Source organism: Cellulomonas sp. Marseille-Q8402 (assembly GCF_965119525.1).
Genome location: NZ_CBCPLX010000001.1, coordinates 2237524 through 2256188, shown reverse-complemented (window position 1 = coordinate 2256188; position 18665 = coordinate 2237524). Strand labels below are relative to the sequence as shown.

At 74.9% G+C, this 18665-nt stretch carries 15 protein-coding genes, 1 tRNA gene and 1 pseudogene; 14 read left to right on the top strand and 3 right to left on the bottom strand.

Annotation, left to right across the window (positions count from 1 at the left end):
• Positions 1-3: 3 nt before the first annotated feature.
• The 8 genes from ACWPWW_RS10390 to ACWPWW_RS10355 all read left to right on the top strand — a co-directional run bounded on the left by ACWPWW_RS10390 (position 4) and on the right by ACWPWW_RS10355 (position 7751).
• Positions 4-1281 carry an aspartate kinase gene (locus ACWPWW_RS10390; RefSeq protein ID WP_454050228.1) on the top strand — a complete coding sequence of 426 codons (1278 nt, stop codon included), beginning with the start codon at positions 4-6 and terminating at the stop codon, positions 1279-1281.
• On the top strand, positions 1278-2342 hold the full coding sequence (locus ACWPWW_RS10385) for an aspartate-semialdehyde dehydrogenase (protein WP_454050227.1): 1065 nt from the start codon (positions 1278-1280) through the stop codon (positions 2340-2342). The genes ACWPWW_RS10390 and ACWPWW_RS10385 overlap by 4 nt, the downstream gene beginning before the upstream one ends.
• 280 nt (positions 2343-2622) lie before the next feature.
• Positions 2623-3015, top strand: a complete 393-nt coding sequence (locus ACWPWW_RS10380; protein WP_454050226.1) for a GntR family transcriptional regulator — start codon at positions 2623-2625, stop codon at positions 3013-3015.
• Positions 3012-3923: an ATP-binding cassette domain-containing protein gene (locus tag ACWPWW_RS10375; protein ID WP_454050225.1), complete on the top strand. Its 912-nt coding sequence runs from the start codon at positions 3012-3014 to the stop codon at positions 3921-3923. The genes ACWPWW_RS10380 and ACWPWW_RS10375 overlap by 4 nt, the downstream gene beginning before the upstream one ends.
• Positions 3920-4690: a hypothetical protein gene (locus ACWPWW_RS10370; protein ID WP_454050224.1), complete on the top strand. Its 771-nt coding sequence runs from the start codon at positions 3920-3922 to the stop codon at positions 4688-4690. Before ACWPWW_RS10375 ends, ACWPWW_RS10370 begins: the two co-directional genes overlap by 4 nt.
• A gap of 56 nt (positions 4691-4746) precedes the next feature.
• Positions 4747-5715: an ABC transporter ATP-binding protein gene (locus ACWPWW_RS10365; protein ID WP_454050223.1), complete on the top strand. Its 969-nt coding sequence runs from the start codon at positions 4747-4749 to the stop codon at positions 5713-5715.
• Position 5716: 1 nt separating this feature from the next.
• Complete coding sequence (locus tag ACWPWW_RS10360; protein WP_454050222.1) at positions 5717-6487, top strand: ABC transporter permease; 771 nt, start codon at positions 5717-5719, stop codon at positions 6485-6487.
• A 100-nt stretch (positions 6488-6587) separates the two neighbouring features.
• Positions 6588-7751, top strand: a complete 1164-nt coding sequence (locus ACWPWW_RS10355) for a GGDEF domain-containing protein (protein ID WP_454050221.1) — start codon at positions 6588-6590, stop codon at positions 7749-7751.
• A gap of 104 nt (positions 7752-7855) precedes the next feature.
• Here ACWPWW_RS10355 and ACWPWW_RS10350 read toward each other — a convergent pair.
• Positions 7856-7929 (bottom strand) — tRNA-Pro (locus tag ACWPWW_RS10350).
• A gap of 79 nt (positions 7930-8008) precedes the next feature.
• Here ACWPWW_RS10350 and dcd point away from each other — a divergent pair.
• From dcd to ACWPWW_RS10325, 5 genes are all read left to right on the top strand, one after another.
• The gene (gene dcd, locus ACWPWW_RS10345; RefSeq protein ID WP_454050220.1) at positions 8009-8584 is read left to right on the top strand and encodes a dCTP deaminase; all 576 of its coding nucleotides are present in this window, start codon (positions 8009-8011) and stop codon (positions 8582-8584) included.
• 12 nt (positions 8585-8596) lie between these two features.
• Complete coding sequence (locus tag ACWPWW_RS10340) at positions 8597-9703, top strand: hypothetical protein (protein WP_454050219.1); 1107 nt, start codon at positions 8597-8599, stop codon at positions 9701-9703.
• Between the two features lie 131 nt (positions 9704-9834).
• On the top strand, positions 9835-10728 hold the full coding sequence (locus ACWPWW_RS10335) for an SDR family oxidoreductase (RefSeq protein ID WP_454050218.1): 894 nt from the start codon (positions 9835-9837) through the stop codon (positions 10726-10728).
• A 40-nt stretch (positions 10729-10768) separates the two neighbouring features.
• On the top strand, positions 10769-12646 hold the full coding sequence (locus tag ACWPWW_RS10330; RefSeq protein ID WP_454050217.1) for a glycoside hydrolase family 15 protein: 1878 nt from the start codon (positions 10769-10771) through the stop codon (positions 12644-12646).
• Positions 12647-12680: 34 nt separating this feature from the next.
• On the top strand, positions 12681-13481 hold the full coding sequence (locus ACWPWW_RS10325) for an SDR family NAD(P)-dependent oxidoreductase (RefSeq protein ID WP_454050216.1): 801 nt from the start codon (positions 12681-12683) through the stop codon (positions 13479-13481).
• 120 nt (positions 13482-13601) lie between these two features.
• On the opposite strand, the gene ACWPWW_RS10320 is transcribed toward ACWPWW_RS10325, so the two are convergent.
• Together ACWPWW_RS10320 and ACWPWW_RS10315 are read right to left on the bottom strand one after the other, a co-directional pair.
• Positions 13602-14279: a type II toxin-antitoxin system Phd/YefM family antitoxin gene (locus tag ACWPWW_RS10320; RefSeq protein WP_454050434.1), complete on the bottom strand. Its 678-nt coding sequence runs from the start codon at positions 14277-14279 to the stop codon at positions 13602-13604.
• Positions 14262-16967, bottom strand: a pseudogene (locus ACWPWW_RS10315) (cation-translocating P-type ATPase); the annotation flags it as partial. The gene ACWPWW_RS10320 and the pseudogene ACWPWW_RS10315, both read right to left, overlap by 18 nt.
• Positions 16968-17435: 468 nt before the next feature.
• Here ACWPWW_RS10315 and ACWPWW_RS10310 point away from each other — a divergent pair.
• Entirely contained in the window at positions 17436-18638 is a 1203-nt protein-coding gene (locus ACWPWW_RS10310; protein ID WP_454050215.1) for a glycoside hydrolase family 26 protein, read from the top strand.
• Positions 18639-18665 lie beyond the last annotated feature (27 nt).

Genomic DNA, 18665 nt, shown 5'->3' with positions numbered 1-18665 from the left:
CTCGTGGCCCTCATCGTGCAGAAGTACGGCGGTTCCTCGGTCGCAGACGCCGACAGCATCAAGCGCGTCGCGAAGCGGATCGCCGAGGCGAAGCGGGCCGGAGACGACGTCGTCGTGGTGGTCTCCGCGATGGGCGACACGACCGACGAGCTGATCGACCTCGCGCAGCAGGTCACGCCGCTGCCGCCGCAGCGCGAGATGGACATCCTGCTGACCGCGGGCGAGCGCATCTCGATGTCGCTGCTCGCGATGGCGATCAGCAACCTGGGCGTCGAGGCGCAGTCGTTCACCGGCCAGCAGGCCGGCGTCATCACGGACTCGGTGCACGGCAGGGCGCGGATCATCGACGTGACGCCGAGCCGCATCCAGCAGGCGGTCGACTCCGGCGCCGTCGCGATCGTCGCCGGGTTCCAGGGCGTCACGCAGCACACCAACGACGTCACGACGCTCGGCCGCGGCGGGTCCGACACCACGGCGGTCGCGCTCGCGGCCGCCCTGCACGCCGACGTCTGCGAGATCTACACCGACGTCGACGGCGTGTTCACCGCGGACCCGCGCATCGTGCCGTCCGCCCGCAAGATCGACCGGATCACCTACGACGAGATGCTCGAGATGGCCGCCAGCGGCGCCAAGGTCCTCGTGCTGCGCTGCGTCGAGTACGCGCGCCGCTACGGCGTCCCCGTGCACGTGCGCTCGTCGTTCTCCACCCGCACGGGCACCCTGGTGACCGACGTCCCGACCGCAGCCGAAGGAGCACCGATGGAGCAGCCGATCATCGCCGGCGTCGCGCACGACCGCAGCGAGGCGAAGATCACGATCGTCGACGTCCCGGACGTGCCCGGCAAGGCCGCGCGCATCTTCCAGGTCGTCGCCGGCTCGGGAGTCAACCTCGACATGATCGTGCAGAACGTGTCCGTCGCCTCGACCGGCCGCACGGACATCTCGTTCACGCTCCCGGCCTCCGACGGCGCCGCCGCGACCGCCGCGCTGACGGAGCACCAGCCGGACATCGGCTTCACGTCGCTGCAGTACGACGACACCATCGGCAAGCTGTCGCTCATCGGCGCCGGCATGAAGTCGCACCCCGGCGTCTCCGCGAAGCTGTTCGCCGCGCTGTCCGAGGCGGGCATCAACATCGAGATGATCTCGACCTCGGAGATCCGCATCTCGGTGGTGACGCGCGCCGACCAGCTCGACGCGGCGGTGCGCGCCGTGCACACCGCGTTCGACCTGGACACCGCCGACGAGCAGGCCGTCGTGTACGGCGGGACCGGCCGATGAGCGCGCGCGAGGGGCTGCGCGTCGGCGTCGTCGGCGCGACCGGCCAGGTCGGCGCCGTGATGCGCCGGCTGCTGGAGGAGCGCGACTTCCCGGTCGCCGAGATCCGCTACTTCGCGTCGGCGCGGTCCGCAGGCAGCACCCTGCCGTGGCGCGGCGAGGACGTCGTGGTCGAGGACGCGGCGACGGCCGACCCCACGGGCCTGGACATCGCGCTGTTCTCGGCGGGCGGCACGACCTCGAAGACGCAGGCCCCGCGGTTCGCCGCGGCGGGTGTCACCGTCATCGACAACTCCTCCGCCTGGCGGATGGACCCCGACGTGCCGCTGGTCGTGTCCGAGGTGAACCCCGGCGCGCTCGACGAGACCCGCAAGGGCATCGTGGCCAACCCGAACTGCACCACGATGGCCGCGATGCCGGTCCTGCGGGTGCTGCACGAGGAGGCGGGCCTGCGCCGGCTGGTCGTGTCCACGTACCAGGCGGTGTCCGGCAGCGGGCTCGCCGGTGCCCAGGAGCTCGACGAGCAGGTGCGGGGTGCCGTCCAGCAGGACACGCTCGCGCTGGTGCACGACGGCTCCGCCGTGACGTTCCCGGAGCCGCAGAAGTACGTCGCGCCCATCGCGTTCAACGTCATCCCGCTGGCGGGCAACCTGGTCGACGACGGCAGCCTGGAGACCGACGAGGAGCAGAAGCTCCGCAACGAGTCCCGCAAGATCCTCGGCATCCCGGACCTGCTCGTCTCGGGCACCTGCGTGCGGGTGCCGGTGTACACGGGGCACTCGCTGTCGATCAACGCCGAGTTCGACCGGCCGATCACGCCGCAGCGCGCCTACGAGCTGCTGGCCGGCGCGCCGGGGGTGCAGCTGGCCGACGTGCCGACCCCGCAGGCCGCGGCCGGTGCCGACCCGTCGCTGGTCGGCCGGATCCGGCAGGACCCGGGCGCGCCCGAGGGCCGCGGGCTCGCGCTGTTCATCTCCAACGACAACCTGCGCAAGGGTGCGGCGCTCAACGCCGTGCAGGTCGCGGAGCTGGTCGCGGCCCGCCGGGGCGTCGCCACGGCCTGACCCGCACGCACGCACGCCGAGCCCGGGACCGCCACGGTCCCGGGCTCGCGTGCGTCCGGGCACGCGTGCGTCCGCGTGCTCGCGTGCGTCCGGGTGCCGGCCGAGGGTGCACAAGTCCGCGGACAAACCGCCCACATCGCCCGAGCTTCTGCACACTCGCTGGGCTGGGCTGGGCTGGGCTGGGCTGGGCTGGGCGCGAGGGGTTGTGCGCGGGCCCGGCTCTGTGGTTCATTAGTGGAGTAACGAACCACCGAACCAGCCGCACGCGAGGAGGTCCACCGTGTTCGACGGGCGCGACCCCATCTACGTGCAGATCGCCGACCAGATCCGTCAGGACGTCCTGCGGGGCGACCTCCAGCCCGAGGAGCAGGTGATGAGCACGACGCAGTACGCCACCACCTTCCGCATCAACCCGGCCACGGCGGCCAAGGCGTTCGCACAGCTCGTCGACGACGGGATCCTCTACAAGCGCCGCGGCGTCGGCATGTTCGTCGCGCCGGGGGCGCCGGACCGGCTGCGGGCCGAGGGGCGCGAGACGTTCTTCAGCGAGACCGTCGACCCGGTCGCCGACCACGCCCGCGCCCTCGGCATCCCGCTCGAGGACGTCATCGCCCGCCTGCGCGCGCACGCCGCCCGCACCGCCGCCGACCAGCAGGACGGGGCGGCGTCGTGAGCGCCCCGCTCGGCGTCGAGACGCGGGCCCTGGCCGTCCGGTACGGCGCGAAGCACGCCCTGGACGCGGTCGACGTCACGATCCCCGCCGGCGCGATCACCGCGCTGCTGGGCCGCAACGGGTCCGGGAAGACGACGCTCGCGTCCGTGGTGGCGGCCTTCCGCCGCCCGACGTCCGGCACCGTGCGGGTGGGGGGCCAGGACCCGTGGGAGAACGAGGACCTGCTGCCCCGGGTGCTGCTGGTCCGGGAGTCGGGCGACGTGCTCGACACCGAGTCGCTGCGCAGCAACCTCCGCTTCGTCGAGGACTGCCGTCCGGCGTTCTCGCGGGAGGTCGCCGAGCGGCTGATGGACCGGTTCGAGCTGGACCCGGCCGCCAAGCCGCAGAAGCTCTCCCGCGGGCAGAAGTCGGCGTTCGGCATCGTGCTCGGCGTCGCGAGCCGCGCGGACCTGACCATCCTCGACGAGGTGCACCTCGGTCTCGACGCCCCCTCCCGGTACGCGTTCTACGACGCGCTGCTGGAGGACTACGTCGAGCACCCCCGGACGATCGTGCTGTCCAGCCACCTGATCGGGGAGATCGAGCGGCTGGTCGAGCACGTCGTCGTGCTGGAGCACGGGCGCGTGCTGCTCGCCCAGGACGCCGACGCGCTCCGGGTCACGGGCGTCTCCGTCACCGGCCCGGCGCGCGAGGTCGAGCGGTTCGTGGTCGGCCGGACGCTGCTCGGCCGCCAGCAGCTCGGCGGCACCGTGCAGGCGACCGTGCTCGCCACCCTCGCGGACGGCGAGGCCGCGGACGCCCGCGCCGCCGGGCTGGACCTGGGCCCGGTGCCGCTGCAGGACCTGTTCGTGCACCTGACGGCCGACGGCGGTGCCGACGCCGCCCGCGAGCTCGGGAGGGCCCGATGAGCACCAGCACCCGTCCGCTGTTCCCCGCCCGCCCGGCCACCCGGCAGGGCCCCGTGCTCCGCACCACGATCTCGCTGGTCGCCTGGTTCGGGCAGGTCGCGCTCTGGTACTGGGCGATCGTCCTGGTCGTCGTGGTCGGAGCGCCGCTCGTCGTCGACGCCGTCGGCGAGCCGGGGACGTCGATCCTCTGGTTCGCGCGGCAGAGCGGGGTCTGGTTCCCGTTCTCCGTGCTGATCGGCGTCGCCACCACGTACCCGCCGGTGCACGTCGCGAGCGGCATGACCCGCCGCAGCTACGTGCGCGGCGCCCTGCTCGCCGCCGTGGGGCTCGCCGTCGGGTTCGCCGCGCTGATGGCCGGTGGCCTGATCGCGGAGCGGGCCTGGTACGGCGCCATGGGCTGGGACTGGTCGCCCCAGGACCAGGGCTGGTTCGACCCCGACGTGACGTTCGGCAGCCTGCTGGCGGCGTACGTGGCGACGTTCGTGGTCGCCTACGTGAGCGGCCTGCTGGTCGGGACCGTCTACGCCGCCGCGGGCGGCTGGTGGGGCACCCTGACCCTCCCGCTCACCGCCGGGCCGTCGCTCGTGATGACGATCCTGGTGGGCAACTCGAACGACTGGGTCCCGTTCTCCGACCTGTTCGGCGGCGACGGGGACGGCACCCCGCTCGCGCTGGTCCTCACGGTCGGCGTCGTCCTGACGGTGGCCATGGCCGCCGCCTTCTGGCTGATCGCCGCCCGCCGGTCGATCCCGCCGCGCCGCGGCTGACGTCGCGCCGCACCCCGCCCTGCTCGGCCACCGCACGCCAGACAGGAGAGTCCGTCATGCCCGGAAGCAGCCCCGTGATCCACGCGGAGCACCTGAGCAAGAGGTACGGCCGCACCGTCGCGGTCGCCGACGTCGGCCTGACCGTCGCCCGCGGCGAGATCGTCGGGGTGCTCGGCCGCAACGGCGCCGGCAAGACGACGACCGTCGAGATGATCGGCGGTCTGCGGGAGCGCGACGGGGGCACGGTCCGCGTCCTCGGGCTCGACCCCGACGGGTCCGCCCAGGAGCGGGCGGCCCTGCGGGAGCGGGTGGGCCTGCAGCTGCAGGAGTCCGCCCTGCCCGCCCGCATCACGGTCCGCGAGGCCGTGGTCGAGTACGCCGGCTTCTACGACGACCCCGCCGACCCCGACGAGCTGCTCCGCGACCTCGGCCTGGCGGACAAGGCCGGCGCCCAGTACCGGACGCTGTCCGGCGGGCAGAAGCAGCGCTTGTCCATCGCCCTGGCGCTGGTCGGCAACCCCGAGGTCGCGATCCTCGACGAGCTCACCACCGGCCTCGACCCGCAGGCCCGCCGGGACACCTGGGACGTGATCGAGCGGGTGCGGCAGCGCGGTGTCACCGTCGTGCTGGTCACGCACTTCATGGAGGAGGCCGAGCGGCTGTGCGACCGGGTCGTGCTCGTCGACGCCGGCCGGGTGGTCGCCGAGGGCACCCCGGCCGAGGTCGCGGCGCTGGTCGGGGCCGAGCAGACCCTGACCTTCCACCCGTCCGGCCCGGTGCCGACGGGGCTGGGCGCGCTGGCGACCGTGGTCGCCGTCGAGCAGGAGCACGACGGCGCCGTCCGGGTCCGCGGGACGGGCAACGTCGTGCAGGACGTGATGGTGGCGCTCGCGTCCGCGGGCGTCCGCCCCGACGGCCTGCGCGTCACGCGCAGCACCCTGGAGGACGCGTTCGTCCGCCTCACCGGCGCGGAGCCCGGCTCCGCCGCCCTCGACCTGCAGCCGACGACCCGCGTGGAGGCCTGACATGTCCGCGACCAGCCCCCGGGTGCTCGCCCAGGTCACCGCCGTCGAGGGACGGCTCGCCCTGCGCGACCCCGGCAACCTCTTCTTCGCCGTCCTGTTCCCGGGCGTGCTCCTGGCCGTGCTCGGCCTCGCGATGCCCTGGGGGTCGACCCCGTTCGACGCGAGCGACCCGCTGCTGTCGCAGATCAACGGCATCACCGGGTACACGCCCGTGGTGCTGACGCTGGCGATCGGCACCGTGGCGCTGTCCGTCTACCCGATCACCATCGCGACCTACCGCGGCCAGGGCGTGCTGCGGCGGCTGTCCACCACGCCGTTGCCGCCGTCCCGGCTGCTGGTCGCCCAGATCCTGGTGAACGTCGGGGCGCTGCTCGTCGCGGCGGTGCTGACGCTCGCCGTCGGGCTGCTGCTCGTGGACGTCGGGGCGCCGGCGGACCCGGGGCTGGTGCTGCTCGCGTTCCTGCTCACCGCGACGGCCACCTTCGGCGTCGGCTCTCTGATCGCCGCCCGCGCTCCGACGGCGGGGGCCGCGACCGGCATCGGCATGACGGTGTACTTCGTGTCGCTGTTCTTCGCCGGGGTGTGGCTGCCGCTGCCGATCATGCCCGAGGTGGTGCAGGAGATCGCCGCGTGGACCCCGCTGGGTGCCGGGTCGCAGGCGATGCTCGACGCGTGGGCCGGCGGGGCCGTACCGACGCGGGAGCTGCTGGTGATGGCGGGGTGGACGGTGGTCCTCGTGCCGCTCTCCGCGAAGCTGTTCCGGTGGCGGTGACCGGTCCGCCGGCTGGGCCGAACCTGTGGGATTCCGCAAGATTCCGTGAAATGTCAACGACATCCTGCAGGGCGCTGGTCCGGCGGCCGATGATCTGGGCATGACCCTCGCGCCGCCGGACGACCCGCGCTCCCGCGACCGCGGCGTGCCGGAGATGCCCGTGGTGGTGCGGCTCATGACGCACGCCCCCGCCTGGCTCCGCGTCGGCGGGCACGCGGCCGCGGGCGGCCGGGTGCTGCTGCTGTTCAGCGGCCTGGTCGTCGTCGTCGGCGCCCTCTGCCTGGGCGTCGACGGGCACGAGCTCCGGGTGCTCGCCGGCACGTCCGCGGCGATGCTGGCCGTCGTCGGGCTCAGCCTGCTGGTGCGCTGGCGCCGGGACTCGCGGGCCACGCTCGTGTTCCCCGTCCTCGTCCTGGTGGCCCTGGGCGTGCTGAGCCTCGCCACCGAGAGTCTCGCGACCGCGTTCGTCGGCCTGATCCCGCTGTGCTTCGTGTACATCGGCCTGTTCCACCGGGCGCGGGCCGCCCTCGCGGTGCTGCCCGTCGCCTGGGTCGTCTACGGCTCGATGGTGCCGGTGCTCGACGGCAACGTGGCGGTGCGGCTGGCCATCTACGGCATCACCTGGTGGGCCATCGCGCAGCTGCTCGCCGTCTCGGCCGCCTACCAGCGGACGCTGCGGGCGCGGCTCCGTGCCGACGCGCGCACCGACGCGCTCACCTCGCTCGGCAACCGCCGGGACCTGGACGAGCGGCTCGCGCTGGCGGTGCCCGGGGACACGCTGGTGATCGCCGACCTCGACCACTTCAAGTGCGTCAACGACACCCAGGGCCACGGCGCGGGCGACCTGGTGCTCGAGCGCTTCGGGCACGCGGTCGACCAGCACCTGCGGCGCCGCGACTACGCCGCGCGCTACGGCGGCGAGGAGTTCGTGCTGATCCTGCCGCGCACCGAGCCCGTGCAGGCGATGAACATGCTCCGGGCCCTGCGCACCGAGTGGGCGGAGGAGGGCACCGGCGTCACGTTCTCCGCCGGCATCGCGCTCATCACGGCCGACTCCCCGTCGGCGAGCGCGCTGGCCGCCGCCGACGTCGCTCTGTACAAGGCGAAGCAGGCGGGCCGGGACCGGTTCCGGATCGCCACCGAGCCGCTCGGGGCCCGTCGCGCGGGGGCACCGGTCCGCGACCGGCGCGCCGGTGACGACCGCCGCACGCCCGACGCGCACCAGGCCGTCGCCGCGCGCCGCGACCAGCACGCCGGCTGCTGACCCCTCGCCGCCTGCTGCGGGCCCGGTGCCCGCCCGTGCGGGCCGGCCTCCGGGCCCGGGATGCACGAAGGCCCGGACCGTGAGGTCCGGGCCTTCCTCACCGGTCGGGGTGGCGGGATTCGAACCCACGACCTCCTCGTCCCGAACGAGGCGCGCTACCAAGCTGCGCCACACCCCGGTGAAGCCCGCCCAGCATAGCCGACGTCGGACGGTGCTCGTGAATCGGCCACCGCCGCGGACGCCGGTACCGTGGTCCCGTGCTGCTCTCCGACCGCGACATCTCCGCCGAGCTCGACTCCGGGCGGGTGGCCCTGGACCCGTACGACCCGGCGATGCTGCAGCCCTCGAGCATCGACGTCCGGCTCGACCGGTTCTTCCGGCTGTTCGACAACCACAAGTACGCCGTCATCGACCCGGCGCAGGACCAGCCCGACCTGACGCGCCTGGTCGAGGTCGACGGCGACGAGCCGTTCGTCCTGCACCCGGGCGAGTTCGTGCTCGGGTCGACGTTCGAGCAGGTGACCCTCCCGGACGACATCGCGGCGCGGCTGGAGGGCAAGTCGTCGCTCGGCCGGCTCGGGCTGCTGACGCACTCGACCGCCGGGTTCATCGACCCGGGCTTCTCCGGCCACGTGACCCTGGAGCTGTCGAACGTCGCGACGCTGCCCATCACCCTGTGGCCGGGGATGAAGATCGGGCAGATGTGCTTCTTCCGGCTCACGTCGCCCGCCCTGCAGCCCTACGGCTCCGGCGCCAGCGGGTCGCGGTACCAGGGGCAGCGCGGCCCGACCGCCTCGCGCTCCTGGCAGAACTTCCACCGCACCGAGGTCTGACGGGCGCCGGCCGTGACCAGCCTGCTGCCGCCGCTGCCCGAGGTGCCCGCCGCCGCGGCCGGTGTCACGCCCCCGCCGGGGCGGCACCTGCTCGTCGTGCCCGAGGGCATCGCCCCGGACGAGGTGGAGGTGCTGGCCGCGAGCCGGTTCGCCAGCGCGCGCTGGGAGCGGCCGCCGCGCGTGCCGTCGGGCCGGCGGGCCACCGGTGCCGCCCGGGGTCCGGCGCCGGCCGCGACGCCCGGGGTGCTCCGGCTCGGCCGGCTCTCGACCGTGACCGGGCCCTACGCCCTGGAGCCCGGGCAGGTCGCCCGGTGGGGCCTGCCGACCGACGCCCGCGTCGCGTGGGTGGTCGACTGCCCCCGGGAGCGGGCGCAGTCCCCGGCGTTCGGGGGCGACCGCGACGGGCTGCGCCGCGCGTTCGGCAGCGAGGGCCCGGTGCGCGAGGAGCTGCGCGTCGTGCAGTGGCTCGTCGCGGCCGCGCGCCGGCTGGGCGGTGCCGTGCGCGTGGACGGCGGGGTGGTGCTGGAGCCGGAGATGGACGCGGCGCTGGACCTGACGGTGCTCTCCGACCGCTGGGTGGAGCCCGGCGTCGTGCTCGCGGCCGCGCGGCGCGTCGACTCCCGCGCCCGGCTGGACGTGCCGCCGTCGCACGAGGACACCTCCCGCCGCGCGTCGCCGCAGCAGACGGGCGCCGCGCTCGTCGCCCGCGACCGCGTGGGTGCGGGCGTCACCGACCCCGGCGAGCGACGCCGGCTGCACGCCGAGGCCGACGCCTTCGACGCGCACATGCACGTGAACCCGCCGCCGTCCGAGGCGTTCGGGATGCAGGTCGACCTGGGCGTGGACGGCATCGTCGTCGTCGAGGTCGCCGTGGAGGCCGAGCCGTCCATGGTGCTGCAGGCGCTCGACTGGGCGCAGGGCGAGGTCGTCGGCTACCAGGTCCGGTGGTCGGCGCCCGACGTCGAGGAGCTCGAGTCCGAGCGCCCGTCGCTGCCGCACCGGGTGGCCCGGGGGCGGGCGGCACGCGTGGTCCGCAGCATCGCGCGCGAGGTGCACGCGGAGGTCGGCGGGGAGATCGCCGACCTCGCGGGGTTCCTGGTCGACCCCGCGGACCTCTGACCGGACCGTCACCACCCGCCCCCTGTTGCGACCTCCCCGGCCCCGTCCGACGATGGCGGAGGACGACGCCCGCCGTGCACATCCGGCGGGCGTCGCCGCATCCCCACCCGATCGGAAGACGGAGGTGGCCCATGGCCGACCAGTACACGTTCCAGGACCCGATCTCCCAGTACCCGACGCCCGAGCCGCCGGAGCAGAGCCAGGACGGCCCGGGCCTCGACGCCGACCTGCGGCCGCACGCCGACCACGGCCAGGACACCTACCGCGGCAGCGGCCGGCTGACCGGCCGCAAGGCCGTCGTGACGGGCGGCGACTCCGGCATCGGCCGTGCCGTCGCCATCGCGTTCGCCCGTGAGGGCGCCGACCTGGTGCTCAGCTACCTGCCCGAGGAGCAGGAGGACGCCGAGGCCGTCGCGCAGCTCGTCCGCGACGCCGGCCGGAAGGTCGTCCTCGCGCCCGGCGACGTGTCCGACGAGGCGTACTCGCGCTCGCTGGTCCGCACCGCGCTCGACGAGCTCGGCGGCCTCGACACGCTCGCGATCGTCGCCGGCCGGCAGCAGTACGTCGAGGACATCGCCGACCTGACCTCGGAGTCGTTCGACCAGACGTTCCGCACCAACGTGCACGCGCTGTTCTGGCTGGTCCAGGAGGCCGTCCCGCACCTGCCCAAGGGCGCCAGCATCATCACGACGTCGTCGATCCAGGCCTACCAGCCGGCGCCGATCCTCGTGGACTACGCGACGACGAAGGCCGCCATCAACACGATCTCGAAGGCCCTCGCCCAGCAGCTCGCCCCGAAGGGCATCCGCGTCAACGTCGTGGCGCCCGGGCCGATCTGGACGCCGCTGCAGACCGCGGGCGGCCAGCCGCCGGAGGCGCTGCCGGACTTCGGCACGCAGACGCCGTACGGCCGCGCGGGCCAGCCCGCCGAGCTGGCGCCGGCGTACGTGTACCTCGCGTCGCCGGAGTCGAGCTACGTGAGCGGCGAGACCCTGAACGTCAACGGGGGGATGCCGACCCCGTGACGACCGGGCCGACGCAGGCCGCGCGCCCGCGGGGGCGCGCGTGACGGAGCAGCCCGGCCTGGAGAACCTGGACGGCGACGCGGGCACGCGCACCGCGGGGTCGGGTCACGCGGACGCGGAGGCGCCGCGTGACCCGACCCCGCGCACCGGCGGGTACGCGGACCTGCGGTCCTACGCGGTGCTGGGCGACGGGCGGACCTTCGCGCTGGTCGCCGACGACGGCCGCGTCGACTGGTTCCCCGTGCCCGACCTGGACACGCCGCCGGTGTTCGCCGCGCTGCTCGACGCCGACGGCGGCGGGCACCTGGAGCTGGCGCCGACCGTGCCGTACCGGCTGCGGCGGCAGTACGTCGTCGGCACCAACGTGCTGGTCACCACCTACGACACCGACGGCGGGCAGGTGCGCGTCACCGAGGCGATGAACACCGGCGTCGCCGGCCGGCTGCCGTGGAGCGAGCTGGCGCGCCGCGTCGACGGCCTGTCCGGGTCGGTGCCGATGGCGTGGCGCGTCGCGCCCGGCACCGTGCTCGGCACCGCCTCGCCGTGGGTGCAGTCGACGGTCCGGGGCCCGGTGCTCCGCGCGGACGGCGTGACCCTCACCGTGCGCACGCTGGGGGAGATGACCTCCGTCGTCGACGACCAGGCGTGCGCCGGGACGTTCGAGGCGACGGCCGGCTCCCGCCACCTGGTGGCCGTCGTCGGCACCGAGCGCGAGCCCGTGGTGGTGCCCGACGCGGAGGACGTCGACGCGGGCATCGACCGCACGATCGACAACTGGCGGGGCTGGACCCGCGAGTTCCACTACGACGGGCCCTGGGGCAAGGCGGTGCAGCGCAGCGCGCTCGCGCTGAAGCTGCTGCTGCACGAGCCGACCGGCGCGATCGCCGCCGCGGGGACGACGTCGCTGCCGGAGAGCCTGGCCGGCGGCAAGAACTGGGACTACCGCTACGCGTGGGTCCGCGACACCGCGTACACGCTCGACGCCTGGATCGGCTTCGGGCTCCGCGAGGAGGTGCACGCCGCGATCTCCTGGGTGCTGCGCACGCTGCGGGCGCACGGGGTCCGGATCTTCTTCGCGCTCGACGGCGCGATCCCGCCCGAGCCGGTCGCCGCCGACGTGCCCGGCTGGCGGGGCCTCGGCCCGGTGGTCACCGGCAACCGCGCCGACGGCCAGCTCCAGCTCGGCGTGTACGGCGACGTCCTCGCGGTCGTCCGCGGCTACGTCGACGCCGGCAACCTGCTCGACGCGGAGACCGGGCGGCTGCTCGCCGCCGTCGCCGACGAGGCCGCTGACGCGTGGCACCGGCCCGACGCAGGCATGTGGGAGCTCCCCGAGCAGCGGCACTACACGACGTCGAAGCTCGGCTGCTGGCAGGCCCTGCAGTGCGCGGCCCACCTGGTCGACCTCGGCCAGATCCCCGGCGACGCCGAGCGGTGGCGCGCCGAGGCGGACCGGATCCGCGCGTGGGTCGACCGGCACGGCTGGTCCGAGGAGCGCGGGGCCTACGTGATGTACCCGGGCTCCGACGCCCTCGACGCCTCGATCCTGCTGCACGCCCGCAGCGGGTTCGACACCGGCGACCGCATGAGCCGCACCGTCGACGCGCTGCGCGCCGAGCTCGGCACCGGCCCCCTGCTGCACCGCTACACCGGCATGCCCGCCGAGGAGGGCGCCTTCGTCGCGTGCGCCTTCTGGGGCGTGTCGGCCCTCGCGCTGGTGGGGCGCACCGCGGAGGCGCGGGACTGGATGGAGGAGCTGCTCGGCCTCGCCAACGACGTCGGCGTCTGGCCCGAGATGGTCGACGCCGGGTCCGGCGCCTTCCTCGGCAACCTCCCGCAGGCCCTCAGCCACCTTGCGCTCGTGCAGGCCGCGCTCACCCTGGCGCCGGCGCTGCGTGACGGCGGGACGGCGGACTGACCGACCCGCTCCACCACGACCCCGAGGAGACACCATGGACCTGGGCATCACCGGCCGCGTCGCGCTCGTCACCGGCGGCGACTCCGGCATCGGGCTCGCCACCGCGCGCCTGCTGCTCGCCGAGGGCGCGCGCGTCGTCCTGACCGACCGCGTCGCCGCCGACCTCGAGGCGGCGGTGGCCGACCTCGGCGCGGGGCCGGACCGGCTGCTGCCCGTGCTCGCCGACCTGACCGTCCCGTCCGAGGTCGACGCGCTGGTCGCCCGGGCCCACGACGCGTTCGGCGCGCCGGAGATCCTGGTGCACGCCGCCGGCGTCACCGGCGCGCAGGGCCTGTTCCACGAGATCGACGACGACGGCTGGGCCCGCACGCTCGAGGTCGACCTGCTCGCCACCGTCCGCGTCGTCCGCGCCGTGCTCGGCCCGATGCGCGAGGCCGGCCGCGGCCGGGTGGTGCTGCTCGCGTCCGAGGACGGCGTCCAGCCGTACGTCGACGAGCTGCCCTACTGCGCGTCCAAGGCCGGCGTGCTGTCGCTCGCCAAGGGGCTGTCCAAGGCCTACGGCCCGGAGGGCGTCCTGGTGAACGCCGTCTCGCCCGCGTTCATCGCGACGCCGATGACCGACGCGATGATGGACGCGCGGGCCGACGAGCGCGGCACCGACCGCGACGAGGCGATCGCGTCGTTCCTCGCGGAGGAGCGGCCGCTCATCGCGCTCCGGCGCCGCGGCGAGGCGGAGGAGGTCGCCGCGGTGATCGCGTTCCTGGTGTCCGAGCGCGCGAGCTTCGTCAACGGCGCGAACTACCGCGTCGACGCGGGCTCGGTCGCGACGATCTGACCCGCCGCCCCGCCGGCGGGCGCGAGGGCCGGCGAACCTCCGGCCGGACGGGGTCCGGGCGGGAACGGGGTCCGAGTGGGAACGCGGTTCGGACGGGAACGCGGCTCGGGCGGCGTGTCGTCAGGCGCGGGGGTCCGGGTCGTCGACCTGGTCGAGCCGCTCCGTGGGCGTGGCGGTGTCGTCGGACCGGCGGCGGGACCGGCGCCTCGGCGGGGGATCGGACGTCACCGCGCCCGGCTCCCCGTCCGGCTCTGCCGCGCCCGATCCCGTGCCGCTGCGCCGGGTCGTACCGGCGTCGCTCCGCCGGGTCGTACCCGTGTCGCCGAGCGGGTCCGCGGGGTCGATCGGGTCGAGCAGGATCGTCGCGTCGGTCGACGTCGTCGGCTCGCCGGACGCCGCGCGTGCGGTGACGGGCGCAGGCCCGGGCCCGGGCACAGGCACCGCCGTGGCGTCGGAGCCGGCGCCTCCGGCCGCCCCCGGCGCCTCGACCGCCGTCGGCGGCGGGAGCTGGATCGACGTCGTGGTCGCGGGTGCTCCGGCGGCGCCGCCGTGGCCGCGGCCGCTGGTCCGCCGGGCCACGCCGTGCGGCGCCACGAGCCGTGCCACCGGCCGGCCGTCGCGGGTCAGCGTGATCTCCTCGCCCTGCTCGACCGCGCCGACGAGGTCGACCAGCCGGGCGCCGGCGTCGTCCAGGTCGACCGCACCGGGCACGGGCGCGGGCGTCCCGGCGGGGCCGGCCGCGGTGCCGACGGCCGGTGCGGCCCGCCGCGCGTCGGCCACGCGGGTGATCGCCTTCATCGCCTCGACCAGCAGGAACACCAGCAGCGCGAACCCGAGCGTCAGCGCCCACTCGCGCGGCCCGATCGGCGCCGAGTCGAACCAGCGGTTCATGAACGGCACGTAGGTGAACAGCACCTGCAGCACCACCAGGCAGCCGGCCGCGATCCACACGACGCGGTTCCCGCGCAGCACGCGGAGGGTGAGGCTGGACTCGCCGAGGAACCGGCAGTTGAACAGGTAGGCCAGCTGGCCGAGCGCGAGCATCGTCACCGCGGTGGTCTGCGCGACGGCGTAGTCGGTGCCCCGGTCCCGCTCGATGAAGAACACCGCGAGCGTCGCGCCGCCGATCAGCAGGGACACGACGACGACGTGCTGCAGCGACTGCCGGGAGATCACCGAGCCGCCGGGCGGGCGGGGGCGGCGGGACATGACGCCGGGCTCGGCGGGCTCGTAGGCCAGGGCGAGCGACAGGGTCACGGCCGTCACCAGGTTGACCCACAGGATCTGCACCGGCGACAGCGGCAGCGTCAGGCCGAACAGGACGGCCACCAGGATGACGAGCGACTGGGCACCGTTGGTCGGGAGGAGGAAGACGACGGACTTCGCGATGTTGTCGTAGATCCGCCGCCCCTCCTCGACCGCTCGCTCGATGGTCGCGAAGTTGTCGTCGGCCAGGACGATCTCGGCGGACTCCTTGGTGGCCTCGGTGCCCTTGATGCCCATCGCGATGCCGATGTCCGCGCGGGTCAGCGCCGGGGCGTCGTTGACGCCGTCGCCCGTCATGGCGACGACCTCGCCGTGCGACTGGAGCGCCCGCACGATCCGGATCTTGTGCTCGGGGCTGGTGCGCGCGTAGACGTCGACGTCGCGGACCCGCGTGCGCAGCTGCTCCTGGGTCATCGCCTCGAGCTCGGCGCCGGTGAGCGCCTGCACGTCCTCGCCGGCGGGGACGATGCCCAGCTCGCGGGCGATCGCGGTCGCGGTGCCGACGTGGTCGCCGGTGATCATCTTGACCCGGATGCCGGCGCGGTGGCAGTCGGCGATGGCCTGGACCGCCTCGGGCCGCGGCGGGTCGACGATGCCGAACACGCCGAGGAACGTCAGCCCGGTCTCGACGTCGTCCGCGTCGAGGGAGGTGGTGGCGTCGGCGACGGGCCGCTCGGCGGCCGCGAGCGTGCGGAGCCCCTGAGCGCCCAGCTCGTCGATGACCGCCTCCCAGCGGACCGTGTCGACCGGCTCGACGGTGCCGTCGGCGGCGCGCTGGTGGGTGCAGCGGTCGAGGAGCCGGTCGGGCGCGCCGACCACGCGGATGCGGGTCCCCGCGCCGGGCACCCGGTCGAGGGTGCCCATGTACTTGGTCGCGGACTCGAACGGGAGGGTCGCGAGCCGCTCGACGCCGCTGACGTCCGCCCCCGCCTTCAGGGCGAGGGTGGCGATGGCGCCCTCGGTCGGCTGCCCGACGACGCGCCACAGCCCGCCCTCCTGCACCACGCGCGCGTCGTTCGCGGCCGCCGCCGCCGTGACCAGGGCGGCGAGGTCGGGGTGCGCGTCGAGCGGCGCGGCCACGCCGTCGCGCGTGACGCGGCCCTCGGGCGCGTACCCGAGGCCCTCGACCTGGTACGTCGCGGTCGCGGTCACCACGGTGCGGGTGGTCATCTCGTTCTTGGTGAGCGTGCCGGTCTTGTCGGAGCAGATCGTGGTCACCGCGCCCAGCGCCTCGACGGCGGTGAGCTTGCGGGTGATCGCGTTCCGCCGCGCCATCTGCTGCACGCCGAGCGCGAGGGTGACGGTGACCAGCGCCGGGAGCCCCTCGGGGACGGCGGCGACCGCGAACCCGATGGCGGCGGAGACCAGGTCGGGCAGGTCCCACTGGTGGATGACCCGGCCGATGACGAGCATGATCGCCGCCATCGCGAGGATGCCCAGGGACAGCGTCTTGCCGAACGCGGCGAGCTTGCGGGACAGCGGCGTGTCGAGGTGGTCGACCTCGGCGATCATCGACTGGATCCGGCCGATCTCGGTGCCCGACCCGGTCGCCGTGACGACGCCGACGCCGGTGCCCACGGCGACGATGGTGCTGGAGTAGAGCATGGAGGCGCGGTCGCCGATGCCGGCGTCGGCGCCCACGGCCTCGACGTCCTTGGTGGCCGGGACGGACTCGCCCGTGAGCGCGGCCTCCTCGACCTGCAGGTTGGTCGCCTCGACCAGCCGCAGGTCGGCGGGCACGCGGTCGCCGGACCGCACGCGCACCACGTCGCCGGGGACGAGCGTCTCGGCGTCGACGACGCGCCACTCGCCGTCGCGCCGGACCTGCGCGTCGAGCGACAGCATGGTGCGGATGCCGTCGAGCGCGCGCTCGGCCTGGCCCTCCTGCAGGAACCCGACCGCGGCGTTGATCACCGCGACGGCGAGGATCACGGTGAAGTCGACCCAGTCGCCCAGGATCGCCTTGAGCACGGCCGACGCCAGCAGGATGTAGATGAGGACGTCGTCGAAGTGCCCGAGCAGGCGGCGCAGCCAGCCCTGCCGCGGCGGCGCCGGCAGGCGGTTCGGCCCGTGCTCGGCGAGGCGGCGCTCGGCGTCGGTGCCGGCCAGGCCGTCCGCGGTGCTGCGGACCTCGGCGAGCACCGCGTCCGGGGGCTCGGCGTAGGGCCTGGCCGCGGCGGGGGCTGCGGGCGAGGGCGTCGTCAAGGCTGAGGTCGACATGTCACCACCTGAGGTGTTCGGCGTCCGGCCCATGGTGGCACGGCCGATCGCCCGGCACCGAGCCCTGGGGACGGCGCGACCGGCCCGTCCGCCGGTCGCGCGCGTGATCACCGGGTCGAGGGGAGCCGCCGTGGGACGTGGGTCCCACCGGGGCGCCGGGTGAGAGGCCGCCGGGAAGTTTTACGCGGTGTTCACCCGGCGAGGGTGCGGTCCGGCCGTTCACGACGGAGGATGACACTCCGTAAGTCGATCGAGGGGGGCGAGTCATGGAGATGACCACGAACGACCAGCAGACGTCCGAGAACCGCGAGGACGTCCCCTGGAGCAGCGTGAGCAATCCCCGACGCGTGCGCATCTGACGCGACGGACCCGTCCCGCCCGGCGCCCTCCGCGCCGGGCGGCACACCACTGACGACGGCCCCGCGGCTGCTGCCGCGGGGCCGCGGCCGTCCCGGACGGAGGAGATCCGTGCCCCGCACCACCCGCGCCGCTGCCGGTGCGCTCGTGACCGGCGCTGCCCTGCTCGCCGGCGGGTGCAGCCCGTCTGCGGGGTCCGGTCCCGCGCCGTCGCCCGCCGCGACCTGCGCGCCCGCCCTCCCCCCGTCGGAGGCGCTTCCCGCCGAGGGCGTCGCTCTGGGCGTGAACCCGGACTGGGGCCAGGAGACGCTGACCGAGTTCACGGCCGCGACCCGGCTGAGCCCCGCCGCCGCGGTGTCGTTCACGGACGTGCCGCTCGACGACGCCGACGACGCCGACGTCCGGGCCGCGGCCCAGCAGGTGGCGCAGGGCGGCGGGGTGCTGGTGCTGACGCTCGAGCCGCAGGACGGGCTGGCGGCCGTGACCGACGCCGTGGTGGCGGACGTGGTCGGTCTGCTCGCGGAGGTGAACGCCGGGGGCGTGCCGGTGCTGCTCCGGTTCGGTCACGAGATGAACGGCTCCTGGTACGCCTGGGGCCAGCAGCCCGCTGCCTACGTCGAGACGTTCCGCCGGCTCGCGGAGGCCGTGCACGACGGTGCGCCGGGGACCGAGATGCTGTGGGCGCCCAACTACGGCGGCGGGTACCCGTTCACGGGTGGGCCCTCCGCCGCCCGGCCGGGGAGCGCCGACCTGACCGCTCTGGACACCGACGGCGACGCCGTCCTGACCGCCGCGGACGACCCCTACGCGCCGTACTACCCCGGGGACGACGCCGTGGACTGGGTCGGCATGTCGCTCTACCACTGGGGTGACGCCTACCCGTGGGGCGAGGACGCGGTTCCCGAGCCGACCAAGTTCGTCGACCAGCTGACCGGCAGCTACGTGGGCGTGGGCGGTGACGACTCCGCCGTCCCCGACTTCGTCGCGGACTACGCGGTGGCGCGGGGCAAGCCGCTGACGATCCCCGAGACGGCGGCGTTCGTCAGCGCCGACGCACCGCCCGCCACGGCTCTCGAGATCAAGCGGGCCTGGTGGCGGCAGGTCCTGGGGGACGACGTGCACGCGCGCCTGCCTCTGCTGCGGCTCGTCAACTGGTTCGACTGGGACAAGCACGAGACCGAGGTGGACGCGGTCGTGCGGTGGTCGCTCAGCGGCGACCCGGACGTCGCCTCGGCGTTCCGCGCGGACCTCCCGGACCGGGTGCACCAGGCCCCCGACGTCACGGCGTGCCGGACGGGCGCCGCGTCCGGCTGACCCGGGGGCGGTCGCGCCTCCGCCGTC

Coding starts and splice junctions, on each gene's coding strand:
- ACWPWW_RS10360 (WP_454050222.1), top strand. CDS start 5,717: ATGTCCGCGACCAGCCCCCGGGTGCTCGCCCAGGTCACCGCCGTCGAG.
- ACWPWW_RS10325 (WP_454050216.1), top strand. CDS start 12,681: ATGGACCTGGGCATCACCGGCCGCGTCGCGCTCGTCACCGGCGGCGAC.
- ACWPWW_RS10335 (WP_454050218.1), top strand. CDS start 9,835: ATGGCCGACCAGTACACGTTCCAGGACCCGATCTCCCAGTACCCGACG.
- ACWPWW_RS10370 (WP_454050224.1), top strand. CDS start 3,920: ATGAGCACCAGCACCCGTCCGCTGTTCCCCGCCCGCCCGGCCACCCGG.
- ACWPWW_RS10355 (WP_454050221.1), top strand. CDS start 6,588: ATGACCCTCGCGCCGCCGGACGACCCGCGCTCCCGCGACCGCGGCGTG.
- ACWPWW_RS10365 (WP_454050223.1), top strand. CDS start 4,747: ATGCCCGGAAGCAGCCCCGTGATCCACGCGGAGCACCTGAGCAAGAGG.
- ACWPWW_RS10320 (WP_454050434.1), bottom strand. CDS start 14,279: ATGAAGGCGATCACCCGCGTGGCCGACGCGCGGCGGGCCGCACCGGCC.
- ACWPWW_RS10385 (WP_454050227.1), top strand. CDS start 1,278: ATGAGCGCGCGCGAGGGGCTGCGCGTCGGCGTCGTCGGCGCGACCGGC.